Raw genomic sequence first — 23,339 nt, 5'->3', positions numbered from 1 at the left:
TATAGTATTTAACATTTCAATTTTTTTACATTAAAAGGATAAGGTTACATCAGCATCCTTAGCGAACTCTAAAAATGTGACCGCTCCACCCACTTCGATGCCGTCAACGAAAGCTTCTTTTTCCAACCCCTTAACATCCATAGTCATTTGACACCCAATAAACTTAACGTTCATTTCCTGGGCCATAGTAACTAACTCTGGAATGGAAGGAACATTAGCCTTTTTAAATCCTTCGGCAAAATGATCTTTACCTTCAGGCATTGGCAGTTGTACATTTGCTTCTTTATGAATTAAGTTTAAGCCTTCGAAAGTAAAGAAAATGGCCACTTCTTGATCCGTTGCTGCCGCTGCCGTTGCGATGTTAACACTTTATATGCGTCAAATAACCCACCATTACTTGCGATTATAGCCACTTCTTTAGACATGATATATTCCTCCATTTTAAGTCTCTGTTATTCATTCACTGATTTTTGGGTAGGACCATTCCACTGGCTCATGCCTGGTTCAACATTAAATACCTGTTCAAATCCAGCTGCTGTCAGTTTTTGTGCAGCCAGATCACTTCGGCTGCCAGTACGGCAAATCACGAAAATCTCGGACTCTTTATCCAATTCACGCATACGTTGTTCCAATTCACCCATCGGGAGGGATTTAGCTGTTGGAATATGATTGAAAGCATACTCTGCCGCTTCTCGTACATCAAGGATGATTGTGTTTTGATTTTCTTCGATTTTTTGAAGAAGGCCGTCATTTGAAATGACTTTTTGATGCTTCTTCTCTTGTTGCTCTTCTCCGCCTGCTTTCCGAAGATAATGTTTTAGCGTGGTCCCCCCTTCAACCGTACCCAAATATTGATGACCTGTACTTTCGGCCCAGGCTTTCATATCGGCAGTTGACCCTTTATCAGTCGCTTGAACTTCAAGCACTTCCCCTGCTGCCAGGCCGTGCATGGCTTTTTTCGTTTTTACGATTGGCATTGGGCAAGCTAAACCTTTAGCATCCAAAACGAAATTTGTTTTAATCATTTTATTTCCTCCTTGTGTTTTTTATAGAGATGGGGGTATATTTAGCTTTAAAAATTATTCTATGGGACCTTCCCATTCATTCATGCCGCCCACCATGTTCAACACTTTATATCCATGATCCTCAAGTAACTGCGCTGCCCTTGAACTTCTGCCCCCTGACCGGCAGACCATGATATACTCTTTTGATTTATCCAGATCCTGCATTCTAAATTCCACTAGGCCCAACAGGATGTTCAAAGCATTTGGTATTTTCCCTGCCTTTACTTCATCCACCTCCCGCACATCAATAATATGGACTGGCGAGTTTCCCTTCAATAATGCACTCACTTCATTCGGTAAAATTTCTTTCATCTTTATAATATCCTCCTTTTATTCGCGCCAAGAATTCATGCCGCCTTTTACGTTGGTGACTTCATTAAATCCGAGTTTTTTCAAAGCTTTACATGCATTACTGCTCCGCATCCCGCTTTGGCAAATCACAACAACTTCTTTATCTTTTGAAAGTCCTTGTGCCCTTTTGCCAAGTTCGTTTAAAGGTATATTTTTAAAGACCTTAATATGATTGCCCCTAAATTCATTAGGAGTACGGACATCAATGAATTGCTTACTTCCTTTGTTATTCAACGCCGCTTTTAACTCAGCCGCATTTATATTTTTTATCCCCTTTGCCGGAACAAATCGCTGATATAAAAACCAAACGATGACACCCAATATGATGATATTAAATATAGTTCCCATTTGAACTCATCCCTCCGGTACCCCAATTTATATAAATAAGTTTACATTTCCATCCTCTGCTTCGGCTAAATAAGCCGCTACACCTGCATATTCTATTCCATCCATTAATTCCTCTTGCTGCAAGCCCAATAAATCCATCGTCATCGTACAGGCAATCAGTTTCACATCTTGTTCTTGGGCCAACTCAATTAAATTCGGGAGTGACATGGCATTATGTTTTTTCATCACGTGCTTGATCATTTTCGGCCCCATTCCAGCAAAGTTCATGTTGGATAGACCCATTTTATCAGAACCACGGGGCATCATTTTTGCAAACATTTTTTCAAGAAAGCCTTTTTTTAATGACAGCGGCTCATCTTTCCTTAAAGCATTCAATCCCCAGAATGTATGGAAGATGGTCACTTCATGATCGTAGGCTGCAGCACCATTTGCGATGATATAAGCAGCCATTGCCTTATCATAATCACCACTAAATAAAATGATCGTCGTTCTTCTCTTTTCAGTCATATATTTTTCCCCCTAAGCCTATTTCAATTACCTGTATAGGTATATAATTCGTTAAAAAAACATTCATTTCTATATACCCTGTAGGGTATATAATATGACGAAAAATACTGTTGGTCAACCTTCTTTAAATAGAATTTTCTATCCTTCATAAAACAGATATATGCCACCAGCTTCCTTTGCTTCCCGTTCTTCGGTCCAAATCTTCCAGATCACACCTTCTTCATCATTGATGCTTTTAGCTAAGCCAGCAAACCCTTCCACCATCTCGTGACCAAATGGCCCTTCCATTTTAAAATCAACTTGTAAAATATAAGCCATGAATAACTCTCTCCTTTTTTAGGTCAGGTGCTCTTTTACCTGCTTTTAATCAATAATTCAACAGCTTCCTTGACAAGATGTTCAGTGCCTTCACCTTTTTCGACATTTTCCCGAACGCATTGTTCTAGATTGGCACTTACGATAACACCCATGCTCCTATCGATGGCATTACGTGCAGCAGCTAACTGAGTGATGATTTCCCTGCAATCTTTCCCCTGCTCCATCATTCCAATAACTCCCTTGATTTGTCCTTCAATCCGCTTCAAGCGATTAAGGACACTTTTATCATATTCCATATTCTGCCCACCCATCTATTTACAAACACAATCACTGAATCACATAACTGGTTACCATAATTCCTTTTCCAATTAAGAAACGCAGCCCCAAGTTCACTTCCAATTTATAAGAAGCAATTACATGAATGTTTTCATGTGGGATTTCTTCATTAAAACATTTCAAATAGGCATAAGAGATATTCAAAAGCTCTTCATCACATTGTCACACTTATGATTAGAAGCCCTAATATCCAAAAAATCCTGTACTTCATTCAAAAAACTCTTAACAGGAACATACCGTTTATACAAAAACGGGACCAAAATAAGTAAAAATATTACAATAAATAAAATTTGTGCTTTTTACTCTTAGTTTACTCACTCCTAACTTATGAGTTCATAATATACCTATAGGGGTATATTGTCAAACTAAATAATTTCACAAAGTATATATACAAAAGAGTACCCGTGTACGTGTAAAGGCACAATAAATTATTTAAAATGCAAGTTAAAAACATACATAACACCGTTCAAAATTTTATGAACGGTGTTAACTCCTCTAATTTCCCCATTTTTTTGATGTTTCCCCTTGTTTCTGTGCCCATTTTCTAAATAAAGCAATTACCTGCTTCATTCTCTGTCAACTATCTTTGAAAAGTCATTAAGAGTACTTGAATACTTGATATAGGTTCGTGGTAAAAGATAGAGTTCATCTTTAATACCCTTCTCAATAAATGGTCCAGGAGTTGTCGTAAGTCCAAACAAATAGTATTTCTTCGTTTCTGCTACGACTTTATCGTTGAAATTCCCGTAAGGATACGCAAGAACATTAACTGGTTTGCCCGTTATTTTTTGAATTTTATCTTTGGACCCTTTCAGTTCATATTCATAATTTTTTATTTTCGTCAAATCGGGATGTGTAGCAGTATGAGACTGGATTGAGATTATCCCCGAATCAGCCATCAGTTTTAAATCCGATTTCGATAATCTGTTGGAACGACCGATAAAGTCAGAAATAACAAAAATGGTGCCAGTTGGTTTAAAACGTTCGGTTTTCAGTTTTTGAAAGATTGCGAATGCATTCAGATTGTTTTTGTACCCGTCATCAAAGGTAATGAAAATGGGTTTGTTTACTTTATTAATGTCTTGCCATCGATCAAAAGTTAATAATGTGAAGCCATGGTCTCGCAAATACAACATTTGTTTCTCGAAATTCTTCGGGGTTACATATAACTCCTTAGAACCCTGCCCATTAAACTCGTCAATCGAATGATAAATCAAGATGGGCACTTCTAGTTGCTTACCGAAAGCATGAGATGCGAACACAAACGTGAGAAATAAGGAAATCAATACAATATTTTTCATAGAACCCCTTCCTGAAGTACTTTGTTTTCACATATGGTCCCACAAAGTCCTAGAAAAAATCAGAATCACCTTGAAAGATTACATGTCACACATACCAATCCATCTATTCCCTTCGCGTCCACTTTGAATCCTTTAAATACTCATGATTTTTCATAGTACAAATAACATTAAAATGTGCGCGCTACCTCTTGTACGATAAAACGATCATCATTTGTTCTTAACATCCGTAATAAACTGATGGTAGCTGCATTGTTAAAATACCTTTAAAAAATCCTTACTAGAAGGTTAAAAGATTAAAAAAATTTGATCATCTGATGGTTATCACGAAAACCTATTGGGACTTAAAAGAAGAACATTCGTGTTTATGGGAGGAAGTAGGATGCAACACAACGATAGGAAAAGGGAATGGAACGGCTTTTCCAAAACGATTCCCTATTCTCTTTTAGATGTAAAAGATGAATTAAAGAAAAAAGGTAAAAAACAGACTTCTGTTAAACCGCGGGAATTAACGGGAGAAGAGACAATGTTAATACATGAAATAAAAGAACGAACAAGACAACACAACAGTAATAATGTGACCCGAACACATGCCTATTTTCAGTTTTATCTCCGTTACCCAGAAATACACTGGGCACTACTTGGACATATGGTATCGCGTAATGGCGGTTGGAATATGACGGATTTAAAAGGGGAGTTATATACAAGACTTTTATCGGAAAAAGATCAACTTATCTTCTTTTCTTTTCTGGAACGAGGGAACTGGTTAATCTTCCAAGATGTGTACCCACAATTTTTGTTGTATGAACAAAGTGTCAAAAGATCAAAAAGACTGTTTCATCTTCTACCATTTTTCAATGTATCAACTTTTATGGAAACGTTGTGGAACCATTTTTGGAGAAAGGGCGACCACTATATGTTAGCCATTGCCACCGTTATTAATGAACAAAGCTATTTAGAAAAAAGTGTCTTTCAAAATACCCATTTTAAAAAGACGGTACTAAATAGTATTGGATTCAAACTTTATGATTTTTTTCGCTTTAACCATATTCTTTTTCCATTCTATAAGGATGAAACCAAACAAAAAACATCGCTAGTCGGGAATACAATGACGCATTTCACCTCCCTACATGAGCGAATATTGCTGGGCAAGCGATTATACTCACAGCTGTTTAGGAGTGAGAACATCTTATCAGGAGTAGTAGAATGGGCACATGATCATCCACATACCGGTTCGCGAAAAGACTACTGGTCGCATTTGTTTAATGATGTAAACGAATCATTCCCCCGTGCGTTTTATAAACGTCGAACAAAAAAGTGCCAATTAAGAAAAGGTGCGGATCGTTTATACAGTCCGCGATTAATATACACATGGAAAGATATTAATCATGAAGAGGAAGAAAGCAAAGACTGGTTTGAGGACTGGAAAATCATGGACTACTTAATCGATAAGGAAGAAAATACAGATGGGGAGGTTTATGATGAGTACTGCAAAACGCTTGAAAAAATTGAACTTGCCATTCTGGCAAAAAAAAACGTCCTACTCCGAGAAGAAGCAGAAGACGAGTAACCTTCGGGCTTTTGTTGCCACCATAGTTCTCTCTTGTTTCATCGGGACTTATTTAGACTTACTGTTTGTCGGTAAACAAATGTATGCCTTTCCAGCAAGACCATTCCCAGATATATTTACAATCAATGTTGCTTTTACATTATTGATATTGCCAATCTTTACTACGCTCTTTTTATGGATCGCAAAAACGTTGACTAAATTTTCAAGAATCCTGTTTATCGTTTTGATTGGACTTTGTATAGGTGTTTCCGAACCGTTTGCTGAGAATTTAGGATTGTTTACTCATAGCGAAGCATGGCATCATTCTTATTCCCTTTTCGGCTACATGATCTTCATGCTCCTTATTTGGAATTTTTATCGATGGTTTCAATAACAGGCGACTGTATTATAAGTATTTAAAAAACAAAGGGTGTCACAAAAATTCCAATAAACTTTTTTTGACACCAAATATGCTAGCAGGGTTTCCCTTCTGGACTGATGATTAAAAACTAAAATAGCTCACTCTTTTGAAAGAAATATGGAGAAACATTTTTAAACTTTTCAGAAAATCTTGTTCGCAACGATTTTGGCACCCATAGCCAAGATATTAAGTGCATGATATATAATGCATCTAAATATAATGGTTGTGAGACGTAATTAGATCATTTTGACTCAGCTTTTTTATTATTTGGGCTATACCAATACCTCTCTTTTTTCAGCATATTTTAAGGAGGAATGTATGAAAGAAATTGGCATCAAATCATATTTGTGTGTTGGTACTGTCAGTAACCCTATTTATGATCCTAAAAGTAATAAGATAATCTTTATTGCTGATTATTCTGGTTTACCGCAGGTTTGGACAAAGGATTTCGATATAAGAGAACCAACCCAAACTTCTTTTACTAATGAACGAATCACTTTTTTTAAATACTTAAACAGTTCATCACAGCGCGGCCTATTTATCGGAATGGATGTTGGCGGTAATGAGAAGCAACAACTGTTTTTACTCAAGAGTGATGGTGTACTGATTCCGCTTACCAACTCACCTGAACATAAACATGAATATGGGGGTCACTCACCTGATGGAAAATGGATTGCCTGGTCAAGCAATCGTCGACATCCTGCCTTTTTCGATATCTATATTCAAAATGTCGAAACATTAGAAATACAAATGGTTTTGTCAAAGGATGGTCTCTATTCCTCCATCATGTGGTCTCCTGATGGTAAATCGTTATTGATTCGGAAAACAAATTCCCAGTTGGATAACGATTTAGGTTTACTGAATCTATGCACAGGAGAAATGAACTGGTTAACAGATCATCAGGGTGAAGCAAGCTATAAAAACCCTCATTTCAGCAAGGATGGAGATCATCTCTATTTATTAACAAATCAAGATAGGGAATTTTTTGGGCTCGCGATCATTGATCTTTCAACAAAAAATATCACCTGGCTGGAGGTGGGACAGTGGGACTTTGAAGGCCTCGCTATGAGTAAAGATCAATCCAAGTTAGCTTTTTCAATTAATGAAGGAGGTATTTCAAGAGGCATTCTTTTAGATCTAAAATCAAGTGCCCTTTATACATGGCAGACACCAATGGGGGTGTTAACTAGCCTAACTTTTTCACCCGACAATCAAAAGTTAGCCTACGTTTTCAATGGGCCTGCCTATCCTTCTGATATATGGCAGGTTGATCTAAGAAAAATGAAGACAGAACGGCTTACTCAATCTCTTCAGTCAAAGCTTTTGGAAAATAAATTAATTGAACCTACTCTTATTTCATTTAAGTCTTTTGACAATCTCCAAGTACCTGCATTTTATTTCAAGCCAAATACCCAGACAGAAAAAATTCCAGTTATTCTATATGTTCATGGGGGTCCTGAAAGCCAAATTCGGGCGGTTTTCAATCCAGTTCTGCAGTATTTTCTAAGCCTTGGATATGCAGTAATTACTCCCAACGTTCGCGGAAGTACAGGATATGGAAAAACATATACTCATCTTGATGATGTTCGTAAACGAATGGACTCCGTAAGAGATCTTGTTTCATTAGTAGATTGGTTAAAGAAAGAAGGAAGCACTGATCCTAATAGAGTTGCCATTATGGGAGGGAGCTATGGAGGCTTTATGGTTCTTGCAGCCATTTCCCATTACCCGGAATTATGGTCTGCTGCAATTGATCTCGTTGGGATTTCAAGTTTCAGAACTTTTCTTAAAAAAACCAGTCCGTGGCGACGTAAACTTCGTGAAGCTGAATATGGAACTATTGAAAAGGACGGAAACTTTTATGATTTGATTGATCCATTGAATCAAACTGACCGGATTACCAGTCCACTGATGGTACTCCACGGGTGTAATGATCCACGGGTCCCAATAGAAGAATCTGAACAAATTGTAAATAAATTAATGGCACGAAATCATCCTGTACATTTTATCCACTTTAAAAATGAAGGTCATTCCATCGTAAAACTAAATAATAAAATTACTGCCTATACAGCAATAGCACATTTCCTTAATCAATATATTGGTAAATAATTTATGAGTCTTTTATATTTTGAAGGGTGATTAAAAGGAATTGGAACCCATTAGGAAAAATGGTCTTAGTTTCTCAAATAATTAGGCAAAAGTGATCTATTGGCACTGTACTACCCATATTAACTGTATTTGTAAGTTTCCTCATACGACTTCGGAAAGAACGCGCTGGGCTTCTTTTGGGTTGCTAAAACGCAATTAGTAAACGATATTTATTTTATTGATTCTCTTAGTAAAAAATGAAAAGCCACCTAATTCGGCAGCTTTCAGAAATTACACTAATTCTTCAATTATTTCAGCACCATAAGAGTTGTCGATTATGCAGCGCCAGGTACCAATGGAATCCTTCCTAAATACATATGTCGCGGTTCTTTCCATAGAGAATTCGGAATCGTCTTTTTGATTGGCACTAAGCTGGGCTTTTGCCACAACCAATGCCGTATCACCCGTTTCGATTATTGCCATCTTTTCTTGTTTGACGATTAAACTATGATTAAAGTAATCAGCGATATCAACGAATGCCCGACGTATTTCATCTTTCCCTTTTGCGAATGTTCCAGGTTTGACAACTAAAGTTGCATCCTCTGAATAGAAATCCATCAATTGATCGAAGTCCTCGTTATTTATTGCCCTATCTGCATTTTTTATAACTTGTTCCAGTTCGTGCTTTTCCATATTCACCCTCCAATTAAGCCTCTCGAAAATGAGGCCGGCTTTATACTAATGAATATTCGACTGCCTTGTTGAGGTATCCTGCTCATAAAGTGAATAAGAAAAGTATGCAAAGTAATAATCAGAGTAAGAATGAAATATAAAGGTCCCATCTCTTCTATGATCAAGATTCAACTCACGACAACCGCCATAATGACCATTATTCATTCCTCCTTCAAAAGAAAAAGTTATACGAGGTTCTCAAAATAAACTGTGTTGTGGCAATCCTCCTGTCAACCTACATGCAGTTAGGTAAAGAAGGGGTTGGTTCCATTCCCACGATTGCTGCCTCCAGTTTATTTAATCCTTAAAGCTTATCCATCCATTTTAATAAACTAGCGAATCTATCTTCATTATTTTCAAATGCAAATGGATCTCCGGCTACAATTCCACGGAAATTTACTGCTCTAGCCATATGTAATCATTGGGCAATATCCACTCCACCCACACGGTGTTTATCGAAAATTCTCTCTATTAGTTGGTTTTGTTTATCTTGCATTTTAAATTTCATATTGGGGTTCCGCTTAAGGTTTTGAGTTAGAGTGGTGTCTTAATATCTTACAGAGGAGCCCTATTTTTTCAAAGTTGCAAAATACCAAACCATAGGAATGCTAACGCATCCATTCATTCAATAAGGATTAATAATGGTTTAATAAGCTTTAAAATATTTGAAAGGATTGAATTAAACATTCTTCATTATCAACATTCTGTTTCTTTTCTTCAAAGGCTATATTAAGTTTACTATAAACACTTTTCCAAAATAGAATAGCAGGTTTGTTACTAATTAATTCAAGCACATAATATTTCCCCTTTTTTTGTTCAAACAATTCTTTTAACAAAGTTATTGTGAAACCTTTTCTTCGATATTTCTTCAACATGAAAATATCATTAATACTGTAATCATAGTCTTTTTCTAAAAAAGGTCTTTCCAATAGTAATAAGAATCCAACAATTGTTGTATCCTTTTTTAGTAAATAAGGGGATAAACCTTCTCTCTCCCAAATTAAATCAAATGAATCAAATTCAAAGGAACCATTAGATGAAATCTCTAAACTGCCGGTATACTCTGAGAGGTCGTATAAATAAAGTGAATACAAGTTCTGTAAAATATGCTTTTTATCTTTAGAAATTGGAATTAATGATACAGTCATTGGTATACCTCTCTTACATATTTTTTCTAATTTAATAAATTCTACTTTTAAATAATTTGTCCTTCTTCCACCAAAACCAAAATCAAGCATTCATTTCGGTTTATCATTTTTATAAAAACTACAATGAGAGGTATATCATACATTACGATTTCTGCAATCAAAAAACTCAGGTTTTAGAATTCGGAACTTTTCACCTAAGAACTTTGTGGGATAAAAAACGCCATATACGCGAATATAAGACGTTTTTTATGCTGAGCAGGGGTAAAGGGTTTAGAATGTGTAATTCTAAACCCTTTTTCTATTCATATCATTCTTTAACACCGTTCACTTTATGTAATAAAATGAACGTCCGCAAGCTATAAACACACTTTCACGAATGTTAAACAAGACGATTTTGATAGATTTTTATCCGTTCGCAAAAGTGTACTTTTACGAACGGGCTATTGATTAAGTTTGATGCTTTCGGAAAAACCCAGTGGATGAAATAAGAGTTCAAAAAATTAAGGGCCTGCTTCCCTTTTGGGAAATGGCCTTTACAATAAGGAGATAGATGTTGTCTACCGACCTATTCTAACTTAAATTAAATGTTTGACTGTTTATCGTATACTTATTGATTTTTCCCAAACTTGGTTCATAGCCAATTCCGGGCAATTCTGGAACCGTGATCGTTCCGTTTTCTACGGTAACTTCAGGGTCAATAATATCTTCTGCCCAGTAGAGGGAGGAAGCTGCTGTATCTCCAGGAAGGGTAAAGTTTGGCAGGGAAGTAATTGCAATATTATGCGCTCTTCCAATGCCTGATTCCAGCATCCCCCCACACCATAGTGGAATTTCATGTTTAAGACATAAATCATGGATTTTCTTAGATTCAGTCAAGCCTCCGACGCGGCCAATCTTAATATTAATAATTTTACAGCTGCCTAATTTAATAGCTTTTCTAGCATCTTCTAATGAGTGAATGCTCTCATCCAGGCAAATAGGTGTTTTTAACCTTGACTGTAAATCTGCATGGTCAATGATATCGTTATAGGCAAGCGGCTGTTCAATCATCATTAAATTAAAATCATCCAAGGCGGATAACCGGTTTATATCTTGTAAGGTATAAGCTGAATTTGCATCTGCCATTAGAGGGATTTCTGGATATACTTTTCGGACCTTGTCTATTAATTCAACATCCCAGCCCGGTTTTATTTTAAGTTTAAACCGTTTATAGCCTACACCGAGACAAGCTTCAATCATATCTAGAGTCGAATCAATCGAGTCCTTAATTCCGATGCTTACCCCCACTTCAATTTTCTTTTTTGTTCCACCTAACACACTCGAGAGAGAAGCATTTTTCTTTTTCGCATACAAATCCCAAACAGCACCCTCTAAAGCGGCTTTTGCCATATAATTGCCGCGAATATGGGCGAAATATTTTTCAGAGATTTCATCAGGATGCTGGATTTCATTTTTTAGAATAATTGGAATTAGATAATCTTCGAGTATATGCCAGTTTGTTTTTAAGGTCTCTTCATTATACAGGGGGTCGAGCATCGCAACCGATTCAGCCCAACCGGAAATGCCATCATCGCTTTTTGCTTCTACAAGGATAAAATCCCTATCGTATTCCGTCCCAAAGCTAGTTGTAAAAGGTTCAAGCAAGTCTAGCTTAAGATGCCTTAAAATAACTTGTTTAATTTTCACTTGGAAATTCTCCTTTTGTGATAAACCTGTAAAAGACACAGTCTTACCAATTTTTTATTAAATAGGCTGACAGCAGCCTGAAATTACGGGCTCTTATTAAATCTACCTGCTTATTTCTTTGTTAGTACATAAAACTGAACTGGAATTTCTGTCGTTGAATTCTTTATAAAATCTGTTACCTGCCATCCTTGCTGAAATAAATCGGTAAAAACGTCCCTGGATTTCATTCGCCATTCATTGGCCGCTTGAATATTTGTGGCTCTTATTGTTCGGAAATCCTTTGGAATGGCCACAAAAGCTGTATCACATTCTGGTTCAGGCAGCCCAAGAGTGAAAGAAGGAACAGGCAATCCCTTTTCAATGGTATCCCATTGAATAAGCGAGTTCTCCATTACTAATACTAAGTCCAGCGCGATTCCGCTTCCTCTAGAATCCGTTATCTCCTTCTTGCCAATATGCCATTCGACAAGAAAGCGGTCAGAAGGAACTCCACTGTTTAATAGATCTTCCATTTCACCATAGCAGTTTGCGATATATGTAGAACAGACCCCACCAAGCTTGCCTATATTTAAATACCCATTAATACTTTCTAACGGATCGTATGTCCAGGTAATAAGGGAATAGCCGAGCTTTATCGCTTCTTCACGTTGTGCTAGTTTTAGCTTCTCCCCTATTCCTTTGTTGCGAAATTGCTCATCTATGCCTAGAATATGTGAACAAAGATAGGCTGATTTACCATTGAAACCTGGAAAGCTGTATTGAAATCCAATCAGCTGATCCTTGCAATAAGCTCCTAAAACCAAACCACCGTTTTTCACTGCTGTTATGGTTTGGTGTGAGGGAATTGAATCAGCATCCCCCCAAATGTTACATTCTAGCTTTCTTACGTCCTCAAGTTCTTCAATTCGATGAAGGGGACGAATTATAATTTCCTGTGTTTTCGTCATGGTCAACCTCCTAAGAAAATCCCAAGCGCCTTGATTGCCCAAACAACCATAAGCTGGTCAGGGTAGTTAAACGGCTGATCGCTTGTCGGGCTAGGCACTTTACCCCTTATTTAAAATAAAATGTAGTACTTCCCTATCTTTTTGACAAAGAAATCATTCCCGATTACTGAAATCAGCTTCTTGCAATGGAATCATTTTTGTTCTCTTTACGATTTTATAGCCTAGAAAAGCCAGGAGAAATAAAGGAAGCCCTATATAAGAAATTAATATTCCATACCAGTCAATCTCAGAGCCGAAAAAAGCAGAATAATTTTGTCCCAGGATAGCCGTAACACATAAAATTGTGGCTAATATTGGACCGAATGGATACCATTTTGATACATAAGGCAAATCTTTCAAATCTCTTCCTTGTGCAATAAACGCTTTCCGGAATCGATAATGTGTAATCGAAATTCCTAACCAGGATATAAAGCCGGATAGTCCTGCAGCATTTAATAACCAAGTATAAATAGTGCCTTCACCGAAAAGAGAGGTTAGAAAAGCTGCCATCCCAACGATGGTAGAAAAATACACAGCGTTCACTGGAATCCCGCCTGCATTCACTTTTCTTAGAAACGAAGGGGCTTTTCCTTCTTTCGCCAGCACCCAAAGGACGCGAGAAGCTCCGTACATGGCGGAATTTCCAGCTGAAAGAACAGAAGTAAGAATTACCACATTCATAACGGAGGCAGCGATAGCAAGCCCTGCGTTTTGAAAAACTAGAGTGAAGGGACTTACCGCAATATCTTCAATATCCGAGCTTAACAAACGCGGATCGTTATAGCTGATTAGAAATCCAATCACAATGATCGCCAATACATAAAACAAGAGCAGTCTCCAGAAGATTTGCTTAATAGCCTTGGGAATATTTTTTCTCGGGTTTTCACTCTCCCCGGCTGCAATTCCTACTAACTCGGTGCCTTGAAAAGCAAATCCAACCACCATAAAGACACTTATTATGGATAAAAAGCCACCTTTAAACGGTGCTTCCTCTTTGGTGAAATTTTCAAAACCTACTGCATGACCGCCCATTATTCCAAAAATCATTAATAATCCTACTGCTATAAAAATGATAATCGTTAAAACTTTTATAATGGCAAACCAGAATTCTGATTCTCCATATCCTTTTACCGATAAGATATTCAGTCCAAATATGATTGCAAGAAATAATGCGCTCCAAATGATGCCCGGGACAGAAGGGAGCCAAAATTTCATGATCAGGGAGGAAGCTGCTAATTCCAGAGCGACTACAATTGCATTGTTATACCAATAGTTCCATCCGATCGCAAATCCCAAAGCCGGATCGACAAACCTTGATGTATATGTGCTAAAAGAGCCTGTAATAGGAATAAAGGCGGCCATTTCCGCTAAGCTTGTCATCAGAAAGAAAACCATGATCCCGGCAATAATATAGGCAGCTACAGCTCCTCCAGGACCCGCAGTATGAATGATGGAACCGCTTGCTAAAAATAGCCCTGTTCCAATGGTTCCGCCGATTGCAATCATGGAAAGATGCCTTGGTTTGAGTTTGCGCTCCAGTTGTTTTCCATCAGAAGCTGCTTGGACATCCGTTTGTGATGCGAGTGCGGTATTTTTCATGAAACACCTCTTCATTAAATTTTTATAGTGAAAACTTCTCTTCTTCCGCCGCCAGTATTACTGTGTTAATTATGCGCCATCATTGATCATTTAAAGAGCGCCTTCTCCTTTTTCTTCCGCAGGCTGAAATATAAATCGGAGAGTAAGTTTAGGCCGGATTCCGCTGAGGCAATGGCCAACGCTAAATATAAATATAAAACGATTGTGCTATGTGGATCGTGTCCACATGACTGATTGGCCGTTGCAACTCCATTTACTTCCTGAACAAGCGCATCCATTTCAGCCCTCTATGCCACAACCCTTTTTGAGAGGCCTGGGATCCAATAATTCTTGATGATGATCAATATATTGAATTGGGTTCATATTGATTTACCTCCTTTAAATGAATTTTAACTTTATTAAAAACTCATTCATTAAACACTTCATAACTTGAATATAGCCTTTCTAATTTTTGCTGATGGGTATGAATTCGTTTTGCGTCTTTTTCATGTATGCCTGCAATAACCAAGTCCAATAAGCTAATGACGGAAGCGATTGAATTGGTTCCGGTTTCTGCATTTTCTTCAGTTGTCAGTGCAATATCAGAGATACGACCAACAGGTGACAGGAGGCGGTCTGTAACTACAATTAAACAAACCCCTTGTTCTTTTGCGCACTCCGCAACTTTTACTATTTCATTCGCATATCTTGGAAAGGAAAAAACAATTAATACTGACTTGTTAGTGAGGTTACAGAACTTTTCATAGAAGTCACCTGTTGGCGAACATAAACTTACATTTTCCCTTAATGAACTTAGCGTATAGGAGAACCAATAGGCGGCGGCATGGGAAATCCGATGTCCTGCAATTAATATTTGGTCAGCCTGTATCAGGACATCGACTGCTTTCCATATATCCTGAACGTTCGTATGATCTAATAGATGTCTTAAAATATGAACTTCATTTTCTATCACTTTGGTAAATGGATCTTGATTGTCATCAATGCGGAGATTGGTATCCCTATTGGGTATATCTATTTGATTTTGGTGCAGTAGCTGTTTTTGAATTCTTGCCTGCATTTTACTAAACCCTTCAAATCCTAATGAATAGGAAAACCGAATGACCGTTGTTTCACTAACCTCCGCTTTTTGCCCAATTTGAAAAGCAGTTTTAAAGGCGGCTTCATCCAAATTTTCAATTAGGTAAGCGGCAACTTTTTTTTGACCTCCCGATAAATGGTGGAATTTTTCTTTCACTAATAATTTAAAAGATGGCTGTTCCATAGCATATCTCCTCTCTTGGTGAATTAAATACTTCTTTTTAAAAAAATGTTGAATCAAATACTTTATGTACACATTATCATAATAAAATTAGAAAAAGAAGTATTTTTTGATTTTTTAGATAATTATAAATATCAGATCTAAGCAGCAAACTTTTCATTCAGATAATATTTAAATTGGTCTACAAAAAATGACTATAAGAAGAAATTCCTTCTCATAGTCAAATAGAGATTAGGAGATCATTGAATATTTACATTGATGGGATATGTGTCTTCTAATCGGCTAGGTGTAAAAAGCAAACTTAATAAAACTAAGGTAAAAGCCGTAATTTGCCTTCCTATACTGTAAAATTCTTTTAGAGTTTTAATCAGTGATTAATAAGTTTCAATCAAAAGTGATTCGTATTATTCTCCAATTACTTTATTTGTAAATTTAACAACTTCAATGTCATTTAACACCATTGGATATGTTAGAATATTCTGTATTGTAGTATTAACTTATTTAAGGGGGCAATTTTATGGAGAAATCATTTGAAGGAAACGCACTTTTACAAGTTTTAACAGAGGGAAAACAGCCTCCGAATTGTGATTTAACGTTACAGATTAAAGCAAATTATGCCCAGGAAGGAATTGCAAGGGGTGTATGGAAAGTGGATGAAAAATTTATAAACGGAAACGGTGTAGCAATGGGTGGATTTGTCACTTCTGCGGCAGATATTATAATGGCTTATGCTATTTCTTCTAAATTAAGTATCGGACAATCCTTCGCATCTATTGATTTACATACTACCTTTCATCGGCCAGTAAGATTAGGAGACGTACAGGTTGAAGCAAAAGTAGATCGAATCGGAAAAAAAACAGCTTATCTACTCGCTGATTTATTTCAAGATGATAAAAAAGTGGCAAGCGTTGTGTCATCAGTTATGATTCTTTAAACTGGCTAATAAAAGCATGTTGCACAAAAAGCCCTTTGTAACATGCTTCCCTTTTACTAATCTAAACTAGCATTAAAATCGGCTTACAAATTTCTGATAGGTATTTAGATGTTATGCTTATAGCCTTGGGGAAAAGGAATAATAGAAGGTCATAAAACAGTAAGATACGATGTAAACAAAATCATTTATAAAAACAAAATATAGTGTTTATAATTGCTTTTTTAAAAAATTCGGAGATTGAAATTAGTGTGGAAAGTAGGGCACTCGCCTTTCCCGAAAGAGTCCCACACCCGTTCCAATCAACTTGAAATGATTACGTTAGATCAACTGGTGCCTGAGAACCATTTGGTTCGTAAAATGGAGGCCGACATATATTTCTCTTTCATTTAATAATGGTGAAAGACATACAAAAGTACGGAAAGTAAAGATCATCAAAAAGTAGTGTCTCGTCACATTTGGCAAGAATACGTGGACGAACTAAAAGAAATTGCTTGTCTTAGAAAAGCATCTTTCGTAAAAATCCGCTGCAAGTTACCAGTCCCTTAAAGACCTCACTCTCAGTTTTCACCAAACTGCCCGACAGTTCCAAAGAGCCTTACTATCGCTAAAATCATCAGTATTCATTGAGTTTTTCAATATAGCCCAAAATTGGACAAATGGCTTGTCTGTTAACTAAGTTAAACAGATTTTGAGTAGAGTCTAAGCGATGAATATGGACAAAAAAGGCCCGACCTTCCTGCGAGAGAGAGAGGTCTGACCAGAGTAGAGTCAATTGAAATTCTTATTTGGTTAATAGCTTAACAAACCAGAGATTTTGTAATTCTTTCTATTCTTTCTCATTTTTCGCAATAGACCTATTAGTATCGGTAATAGGTTTCTAATGCCAGCCCCTCTCTACTTAATATTCTCAACATATTGATCTGATTCACCATAAGAATCTATTTGATTCTTATTTCCCCGATTTTTTATATAGTAGAGAAGATAGCATAAAGCAATGAATGGTATTCCACAATACAGGGCAATCCGTTGGCTCGGATCGAAAGCAAGACCTACAATAGAAGCGAAACATAAAACAAAAGCGGCTATGGGCACATAAGGGTAAAGTGGTGTACGAAATTTTAAATCTTTAATATCGCCACCCTTTTTAAGATAATGTTTACGGAACACATACTGTGATAATGCAATTCCCATCCATACTGCAACAACCGCAAATCCAGATATAGCCACAAGCACCATATAAACTGTATCCGGTGCAACTACACTAGAGAATAATGACAAGCAGGCTACTGCCATACTTACAATCAAAGCATTAAACGGAACTCCTTTTGACGTTACCCTTCCTAAGAAAGGATTTATCATCTTCTCGTTTGAAAGAGACCATAACATACGGGTAGATGCATAGAGACCGGAATTTGCTACTGACAGTAAAGCTGTAATAATAACAAAGTTCATGATATCAGCTGCATAAGGTATCCCTATGCTATCAAAAACCATAACGAACGGACTTTCAATCACCCCCGCTTCTTTCCAGGAGATTAATCCAGATAGCACAAATATGGCACCAACAAAGAAAAACATAGTTCGCCAAATTACATTTCTAATGGTTAGTGGAATGTCTTTTTCCGGGTTTTCACTTTCTCCAGCAGTAATGCCGATAAGCTCTGTTCCTGAAAAGGCGAAATTCACGGAAATCATGGTTATAAATATCGGAAGGAGTCCATTTGGAAAAAGGCCCCCTTCCCCGGTAAAATTAGAAAGCATCGGAGCAGCTGCACTCCCGTTCATAGGAATGAAGCCAAACATCGCTGCTCCACCTAATATGATAAAGAAAATAATAGTAATTACTTTAATGCCGGCAAACCAAAATTCAGTTTCCGCGAAAAATTTTACAGAAAAGGCGTTCAGCAGAAAAAGTATAATCGCGAAGAGTGCGCTCCACATCCAGACGGAAGTTTCAGGGAACCATCTCTTCATCAGTAGACCGGATGCAGTAAATTCCGAACCTACCGTAACTACCCATGTAAGCCAGTACAGCCAACCAATGGTAAATCCGGTAGCAGGACCCACAAACCTCGTAGCATATGTTTGAAACGAACCGGTTACCGGCATAGCTACAGTTAATTCGCCAAGGCATAGCATGACTAGATACATGATAAGCCCACCAACCAAATAAGCGAGAATCGTTCCTCCCGGTCCAGCTTGATTAATCGTATTACCTGTACTTAGAAAAAGACCCGTTCCAATTACCCCACCTAGCGAAATCATGAACAAGTGCCTGCTTTTCATTGAACGCTTCAACAGATTTTGATCGGTACTATTGGCGTCTAGCATCCAGTCTCCTCCTTTATATATATGATGCAGTACAATACGATTGACCTCGGGTCGATGCCTATAAAGCTATCAATATCACATGAACCTTTTCTATCATCTTTTGCTCGAAACTTTAAAACAAACCACTTTTATTTCAGTCATTTCTTGAAGTGCAAACTTTATTCCTTCACGGCCTAAACCAGAACCCTTCACTCCCCCAAAAGGCATAGCATCTATACGATAATCAGAGCTGTCATTTACCATAACCCCGCCTACATCCAATTCACGTATAGCTCCAAACGCCATATTTAAGTCACGAGTGAATATACCTGCTTGCAAGCCGAAATCCACATTGTTAGATTGGAAAATGGCGGTATCCAGATCGGGCACACTGTGAATGGTAACAACTGGTCCGAAAACTTCTTCAGTTGCCAGCTTACAATCTGCTGGAACATTCTCTAAAACAGTTGGATAGTAAAAAGAACCTTGACGTTTGCCGCCACACAGCAATTTTGCGCCTTTCCCAACAGCTTCATTAACCCAACTCTCAACTCGCTTTGCTTCTTTCTCTGAAATCATAGGCCCCATGTCGGTTTCCTCTGAGAGTTTATTGCCTACTCGATACTGTTGAGTACGGTTAACAAACTTTCCAACAAAGTCCCTATAAATATCTTCTTGAACATATAATCTTTGCACTCCCAGGCAATTTTGACCTGCTGCCCAAAAGGCGCCGGATACTGTCGATTCAACCGCTTCTTCTAAGTCAGCGTCTTCCAGAACGATAACCGGTGAGTTCGATCCCAGCTCCAAATTCATCTTTTTCAAACCTGCCTTTTGCATGATCGCTTGGCCAGTGGCGAGACCTCCTGTGAAAGAAATCATTCGTATGGCTGAATGAGTAATCAGACTCTCGCCCATATCACTCGGATACCCCGTAATGACGGACAATACTTTAGGCGGTAAACCTGCTTTTTCAAAGGCTTCTGCCAATAAAAGAGCACTTAAAGGTGTAGCGGGTGCCGGTTTTACGATGATGGCATTTCCAGAAGCAATAGCAGGTCCCACTTTATGGGCAACAAGATTTAATGGATCGTTGAAAGGCGTTATAGCTACAATAATCCCAACAGGGAAACGATAATAATAACCCATGCGATCTTCACTTCCCGGCATTTGGTCAAAGGAAATCGTTTCGCCATTAATTCGCCTTGCTTCTTCTGCGCTAATTCGAAGTGTTTCGATACAACGCACCACTTCTTTTCTCGCCTCTTTAATGGTCTTACTTCCCTCACGAGCGATGGTCATTGCATATTTTTCCTTATGCTCATAGATCCAATCGGCAGCACGATTTAGAATGGCGATTCTTTCATGTGTTGGCATGTCCGCGGCTATTTTCGCTCCTTTTTTTGCCTCTTCAATGGAATGAAGTACATCCTTCTCATTAGCAGCAGGAACGATTGCAATTAAACTATTATCCTGTGGATCGAGCACTTCAATTATTTTTTCGCCGGATACCCATTTTCCAGCAAGAAACATCTTATTTTTCCTTGTAAGCGCTTCAATAAGTGTCATCGATAATCACCCCGTATAAGTAATTTTCCAGCTTATAACTTGTGGTATATAAGATCATAATTGCCCACGGCTCATATTGATTAAATCAATCAGAATAGAGAATCCTGTTTCTTTGCGACCAGCTCCGGCACCAATCAACGTAATCGGACCGGCCAAGTCACAGTTATACGTAATAGCGTTTTGTGCTCCCAAAACCCCAGCTAGAGGATCAGTAAGAGGTATAGCTTCAGGACCTACCTTTGCAATTACTTTATCACCATCCTTTTTACATTCAGCAATAAGCTTCCACCTTTTCCCTGCAGACTTTGCCCATTGAATGTCTTGCTGTGTAAGATGACTAATTCCTACACATTCTACTTCCTCTCGTTTCATCGGAATATTCATCACAACATTAGCAAGAATAGTAGCTTTATACTGAGAATCATAACCCTCTACATCGCTAGTAGGATCTGCCTCTGCATAGCCAAGAGCTTGTGCCTCAAATAATGCATCCTTATAGCTCAATCCTTCTTCCATTTTGGTCAAAATATAATTAGTCGTTCCATTTAAAATCCCCCGCAATTCAAAAATGTTATTTCCCGCCAATGAGACGAGAGGCATTTTCAATGCTGGTGTTCCACTCATAACAGTACCTTCGAAGCCCCATCGCACATCATTCTTTTTGGCCAACTCAGCTAGTTCTTGGTAAGCTAAAGAAACGGGACCTTTATTACTCATTACTACGTTCTTTTTACTTTCAAATGCCGTCTTACAATGATCGATAGCAGGTTGTCCTGTCTTTACATCCGTGAAAGTGATCTCTACGATGGTATCCGCATTACTCTCAAGGATTGTCTTAAAGCTGTCCCACCCCCTTATCAACCCAGGGGTTTCAGGGTAACTCTCCAGCTTTCCAGTTTCCTTTACAACTTGTAATACTTGAGAGATATCCAACCCTTCAGGGTGATAAAGAGAGCCCTTCATGACATCGGAAATTGCAACAATTTTAGCATCAAAGCCAAGTTCACTGCGTAAAGACTCACCTTTATCTTGTAAAATTTCTGCCAATCCTTGGCCGACTACACCAAATCCAAGCAAAGCAATTTTATGTGTCATATCCCATACCTCTTCCATTATTAATATCTTTATTTGCAGCTACCGTTACTGGTAGTTGTGATTCCAAATGGGCAAAAGCTTGTTCCAAATCAGAAATAAGATCTTCCGTATCCTCAATTCCTGCGGAGATACGAACCAAACCTTCCGGGATACCAAGAGCTTGACGTTCTTCAAGAGTACATTCCACATGACTGGTCGTTCTTGCGGGTCCATATATAGTTTCAACAGCTCCAAGATTCCCGGCTTTATTTGCATATTGTAATTTTGGCAATAAAATTTTTATTGCATCCATCTCACCTTTCAATACAAAACTTAAAATTCCGCCGAAACCCCTCATCTGTTTCTTTGCAATATGGTGATGAGGATGTGTTTCTAATCCAGGATAATTAACCGCTTCTACAAGCTTTTGCTTTTGCAGATACTTTGCGATTTCCATTGCACTCTTTTCTTGCTGGCGTACTCGAAGTTTTAACGTTTTCATCCCTCTTAAAATAAGATAGGCTGACCAAGGATCCATCGTCGCTCCATTGATTTCTCGATAATGATAGACTTTTTTCATCAGTTCTTTGGTACCGCATGCAACACCTCCTAATGCATCGGCATGTCCGCTTAAGAATTTAGTTGCACTATGAATTACAATGTCAACTCCTAATTGAATTGGATTTTGATTAATGGGAGTAGCAAAAGTATTGTCTATGATAACCAATGCCCCCACCGATTTTCCGGCTCTTACCATTCTCTCAATATCAGTGATCTTCATCGTCGGATTGGTTGGAGACTCCAAATATAAAACCTTGCAGCCTTTGGCCACTTCAGCCTCGATTTCTTCATGATTTCCTGTGTTGCATAACTGCACATCTACATCGAGATTCGGTAAGAATTCGGTAAAGATTTTATTGGTTCCCCCATAAGTGTCTTTAACCGATATAACCCGGTCCCCCGGTCTTAAAAATGTATATAGTGTGCTGCTTATAGCGGCCATTCCTGATGAGAAACCAATTGCCTCCTCAGCTCCCTCGAGGATTCTCACTTTTTCCTCCAGAGCTTGAACAGTGGGATTTGTCATGCGATTGTAGATATACCCAGGCTTTTTTCCAATGGCCACTTCATGCCACTCGTCTATGTCCTCGTAATTGTAGGCAACACTTAGCACCACAGGAACTTGAGTTGCATTGTAAGCAAGAGATTCTTTTTCTCCTGCCCATACAGCCTTTGTACCGGCTTGTATATCTTTAAAGTTTTGCTCACTCATGTTCTTTCACCTCTAATTTTCATAGTTTTGTCAACCACATCTCTTTTTTGTTCGGATTTATATAATATATTGTATATTGTATTTTTATAGCTTCCTTTGCCGTACTAGTTTTCGCTTCTTTTTTATGTGCTTACATTTTTTTTGCCATTTTTATTATGAACGTGCTTTTGTTAGCAACTAATAACACAACATGTTTTAGTATATTGTATATTGTATATTGTATATTAATTACCCCCTCCTTTTCTTTATACTAGTCACCACTTCCTTTTTTTCACCTGCTTAAATTTATTCTTTGCCAATTTTAATATGAAGGTGCTTTTGTTAGAAGAGCTATTAACTCAGCATATTTTCTTGTTATATTGTATAATATGCTGAATAATCAGAAATATCATTCGTATTAAGACATATGATACACTGGACTCTTCCCCTTTTCAATATATTTTTATTAGTTTACTCTTAAAAATACTTTCAATTAACACGTATAGTTTTA

Annotated in this window: 20 protein-coding genes and 4 pseudogenes; 4 read left to right on the top strand and 20 right to left on the bottom strand. The window is 37.7% G+C overall.

Annotation, left to right across the window (positions count from 1 at the left end; translation table 11 throughout):
- Positions 1–30: 30 nt before the first annotated feature.
- From ACFX4X_RS17800 to ACFX4X_RS17765, 8 genes and pseudogenes are all read right to left on the bottom strand, one after another.
- Positions 31–425, bottom strand: a pseudogene (locus ACFX4X_RS17800) (DsrE/DsrF/DrsH-like family protein).
- 27 nt (positions 426–452) lie between these two features.
- Positions 453–1,025: a sulfurtransferase TusA family protein gene (locus ACFX4X_RS17795; protein WP_284471059.1), complete on the bottom strand. Its 573-nt coding sequence runs from the start codon at positions 1,023–1,025 to the stop codon at positions 453–455.
- A gap of 54 nt (positions 1,026–1,079) precedes the next feature.
- A complete protein-coding gene (locus ACFX4X_RS17790) occupies positions 1,080–1,376 on the bottom strand; it encodes a rhodanese-like domain-containing protein (RefSeq protein ID WP_377385071.1) in 297 nt (98 codons plus the stop codon).
- Between the two features lie 18 nt (positions 1,377–1,394).
- Positions 1,395–1,763 carry a rhodanese-like domain-containing protein gene (locus ACFX4X_RS17785; protein ID WP_284471060.1) on the bottom strand — a complete coding sequence of 123 codons (369 nt, stop codon included), beginning with the start codon at positions 1,761–1,763 and terminating at the stop codon, positions 1,395–1,397.
- 27 nt (positions 1,764–1,790) lie between these two features.
- Positions 1,791–2,270 carry a DsrE/DsrF/DrsH-like family protein gene (locus tag ACFX4X_RS17780; RefSeq protein WP_061462784.1) on the bottom strand — a complete coding sequence of 160 codons (480 nt, stop codon included), beginning with the start codon at positions 2,268–2,270 and terminating at the stop codon, positions 1,791–1,793.
- Between the two features lie 144 nt (positions 2,271–2,414).
- Positions 2,415–2,588 (bottom strand): annotated as a pseudogene (locus tag ACFX4X_RS17775) (YdhR family protein); the annotation flags it as partial.
- Between the two features lie 35 nt (positions 2,589–2,623).
- The gene (locus ACFX4X_RS17770; RefSeq protein WP_284471062.1) at positions 2,624–2,884 is read right to left on the bottom strand and encodes a metal-sensitive transcriptional regulator; all 261 of its coding nucleotides are present in this window, start codon (positions 2,882–2,884) and stop codon (positions 2,624–2,626) included.
- Between the two features lie 606 nt (positions 2,885–3,490).
- Positions 3,491–4,225, bottom strand: coding sequence for a polysaccharide deacetylase family protein (locus ACFX4X_RS17765; RefSeq protein WP_377385068.1), 735 nt, complete (start codon positions 4,223–4,225; stop codon positions 3,491–3,493).
- 379 nt (positions 4,226–4,604) lie between these two features.
- On the opposite strand from ACFX4X_RS17765, the gene ACFX4X_RS17760 reads away from it, so the two are divergent.
- The 3 genes from ACFX4X_RS17760 (at position 4,605) to ACFX4X_RS17750 (ending at position 8,301) form a co-directional block, all read left to right on the top strand.
- A complete protein-coding gene (locus tag ACFX4X_RS17760) occupies positions 4,605–5,792 on the top strand; it encodes a DUF2515 domain-containing protein (protein ID WP_377385066.1) in 1,188 nt (395 codons plus the stop codon).
- On the top strand, positions 5,704–6,165 hold the full coding sequence (locus tag ACFX4X_RS17755) for a CBO0543 family protein (RefSeq protein WP_284471064.1): 462 nt from the start codon (positions 5,704–5,706) through the stop codon (positions 6,163–6,165). The genes ACFX4X_RS17760 and ACFX4X_RS17755 overlap by 89 nt, the downstream gene beginning before the upstream one ends.
- A gap of 345 nt (positions 6,166–6,510) precedes the next feature.
- The gene (locus tag ACFX4X_RS17750) at positions 6,511–8,301 is read left to right on the top strand and encodes a S9 family peptidase (RefSeq protein ID WP_377385064.1); all 1,791 of its coding nucleotides are present in this window, start codon (positions 6,511–6,513) and stop codon (positions 8,299–8,301) included.
- A 270-nt stretch (positions 8,302–8,571) separates the two neighbouring features.
- On the opposite strand, the gene ACFX4X_RS17745 is transcribed toward ACFX4X_RS17750, so the two are convergent.
- From ACFX4X_RS17745 to ACFX4X_RS17710, 8 genes and pseudogenes are all read right to left on the bottom strand, one after another.
- Positions 8,572–8,973 (bottom strand): YybH family protein, encoded by a 402-nt coding sequence (locus ACFX4X_RS17745; protein WP_377385062.1) that lies wholly within the window; start codon positions 8,971–8,973, stop codon positions 8,572–8,574.
- A gap of 346 nt (positions 8,974–9,319) precedes the next feature.
- A pseudogene (locus ACFX4X_RS17740) lies at positions 9,320–9,520 on the bottom strand (IS110 family RNA-guided transposase); the annotation flags it as partial.
- Between the two features lie 148 nt (positions 9,521–9,668).
- Positions 9,669–10,160, bottom strand: a complete 492-nt coding sequence (locus ACFX4X_RS17735) for a GNAT family N-acetyltransferase (RefSeq protein WP_377385088.1) — start codon at positions 10,158–10,160, stop codon at positions 9,669–9,671.
- Between the two features lie 570 nt (positions 10,161–10,730).
- Complete coding sequence (gene menC, locus ACFX4X_RS17730; protein ID WP_284471068.1) at positions 10,731–11,846, bottom strand: o-succinylbenzoate synthase; 1,116 nt, start codon at positions 11,844–11,846, stop codon at positions 10,731–10,733.
- Between the two features lie 110 nt (positions 11,847–11,956).
- Positions 11,957–12,793, bottom strand: a complete 837-nt coding sequence (locus tag ACFX4X_RS17725; RefSeq protein WP_377385060.1) for a GNAT family N-acetyltransferase — start codon at positions 12,791–12,793, stop codon at positions 11,957–11,959.
- Positions 12,794–12,946: 153 nt separating this feature from the next.
- Entirely contained in the window at positions 12,947–14,431 is a 1,485-nt protein-coding gene (locus ACFX4X_RS17720; RefSeq protein WP_089363260.1) for an amino acid permease, read from the bottom strand.
- A gap of 93 nt (positions 14,432–14,524) precedes the next feature.
- Positions 14,525–14,718 (bottom strand): annotated as a pseudogene (locus ACFX4X_RS17715) (M20/M25/M40 family metallo-hydrolase); the annotation flags it as partial.
- A gap of 119 nt (positions 14,719–14,837) precedes the next feature.
- A complete protein-coding gene (locus ACFX4X_RS17710; RefSeq protein WP_061462761.1) occupies positions 14,838–15,692 on the bottom strand; it encodes a MurR/RpiR family transcriptional regulator in 855 nt (284 codons plus the stop codon).
- A 514-nt stretch (positions 15,693–16,206) separates the two neighbouring features.
- Between ACFX4X_RS17710 and ACFX4X_RS17705 the strand changes: the two genes are divergently transcribed.
- Positions 16,207–16,623 carry a PaaI family thioesterase gene (locus ACFX4X_RS17705; RefSeq protein ID WP_061462759.1) on the top strand — a complete coding sequence of 139 codons (417 nt, stop codon included), beginning with the start codon at positions 16,207–16,209 and terminating at the stop codon, positions 16,621–16,623.
- An 894-nt stretch (positions 16,624–17,517) separates the two neighbouring features.
- Here the strand turns inward: ACFX4X_RS17705 and ACFX4X_RS17700 are convergent.
- The 4 genes from ACFX4X_RS17700 to ACFX4X_RS17685 form a co-directional block, all read right to left on the bottom strand.
- Complete coding sequence (locus ACFX4X_RS17700) at positions 17,518–18,954, bottom strand: amino acid permease (protein ID WP_377385058.1); 1,437 nt, start codon at positions 18,952–18,954, stop codon at positions 17,518–17,520.
- Between the two features lie 93 nt (positions 18,955–19,047).
- Complete coding sequence (locus ACFX4X_RS17695; protein ID WP_377385056.1) at positions 19,048–20,502, bottom strand: aldehyde dehydrogenase family protein; 1,455 nt, start codon at positions 20,500–20,502, stop codon at positions 19,048–19,050.
- Positions 20,503–20,556: 54 nt separating this feature from the next.
- Complete coding sequence (locus ACFX4X_RS17690) at positions 20,557–21,597, bottom strand: homoserine dehydrogenase (protein ID WP_377385054.1); 1,041 nt, start codon at positions 21,595–21,597, stop codon at positions 20,557–20,559.
- Positions 21,587–22,849: a cystathionine gamma-synthase family protein gene (locus ACFX4X_RS17685; protein WP_377385052.1), complete on the bottom strand. Its 1,263-nt coding sequence runs from the start codon at positions 22,847–22,849 to the stop codon at positions 21,587–21,589. Before ACFX4X_RS17685 ends, ACFX4X_RS17690 begins: the two co-directional genes overlap by 11 nt.
- Between the last annotated feature and the right edge of the window lie 490 nt (positions 22,850–23,339).

This window comes from Peribacillus sp. YIM B13481 (genome assembly GCF_042787985.1).
Lineage (GTDB): Bacteria > Bacillota > Bacilli > Bacillales > DSM-1321 > Peribacillus > Peribacillus simplex_A.
The sequence above is the reverse complement of the archived record's forward strand: the minus strand, read 5'-3'. Positions and strand labels throughout refer to the sequence as shown.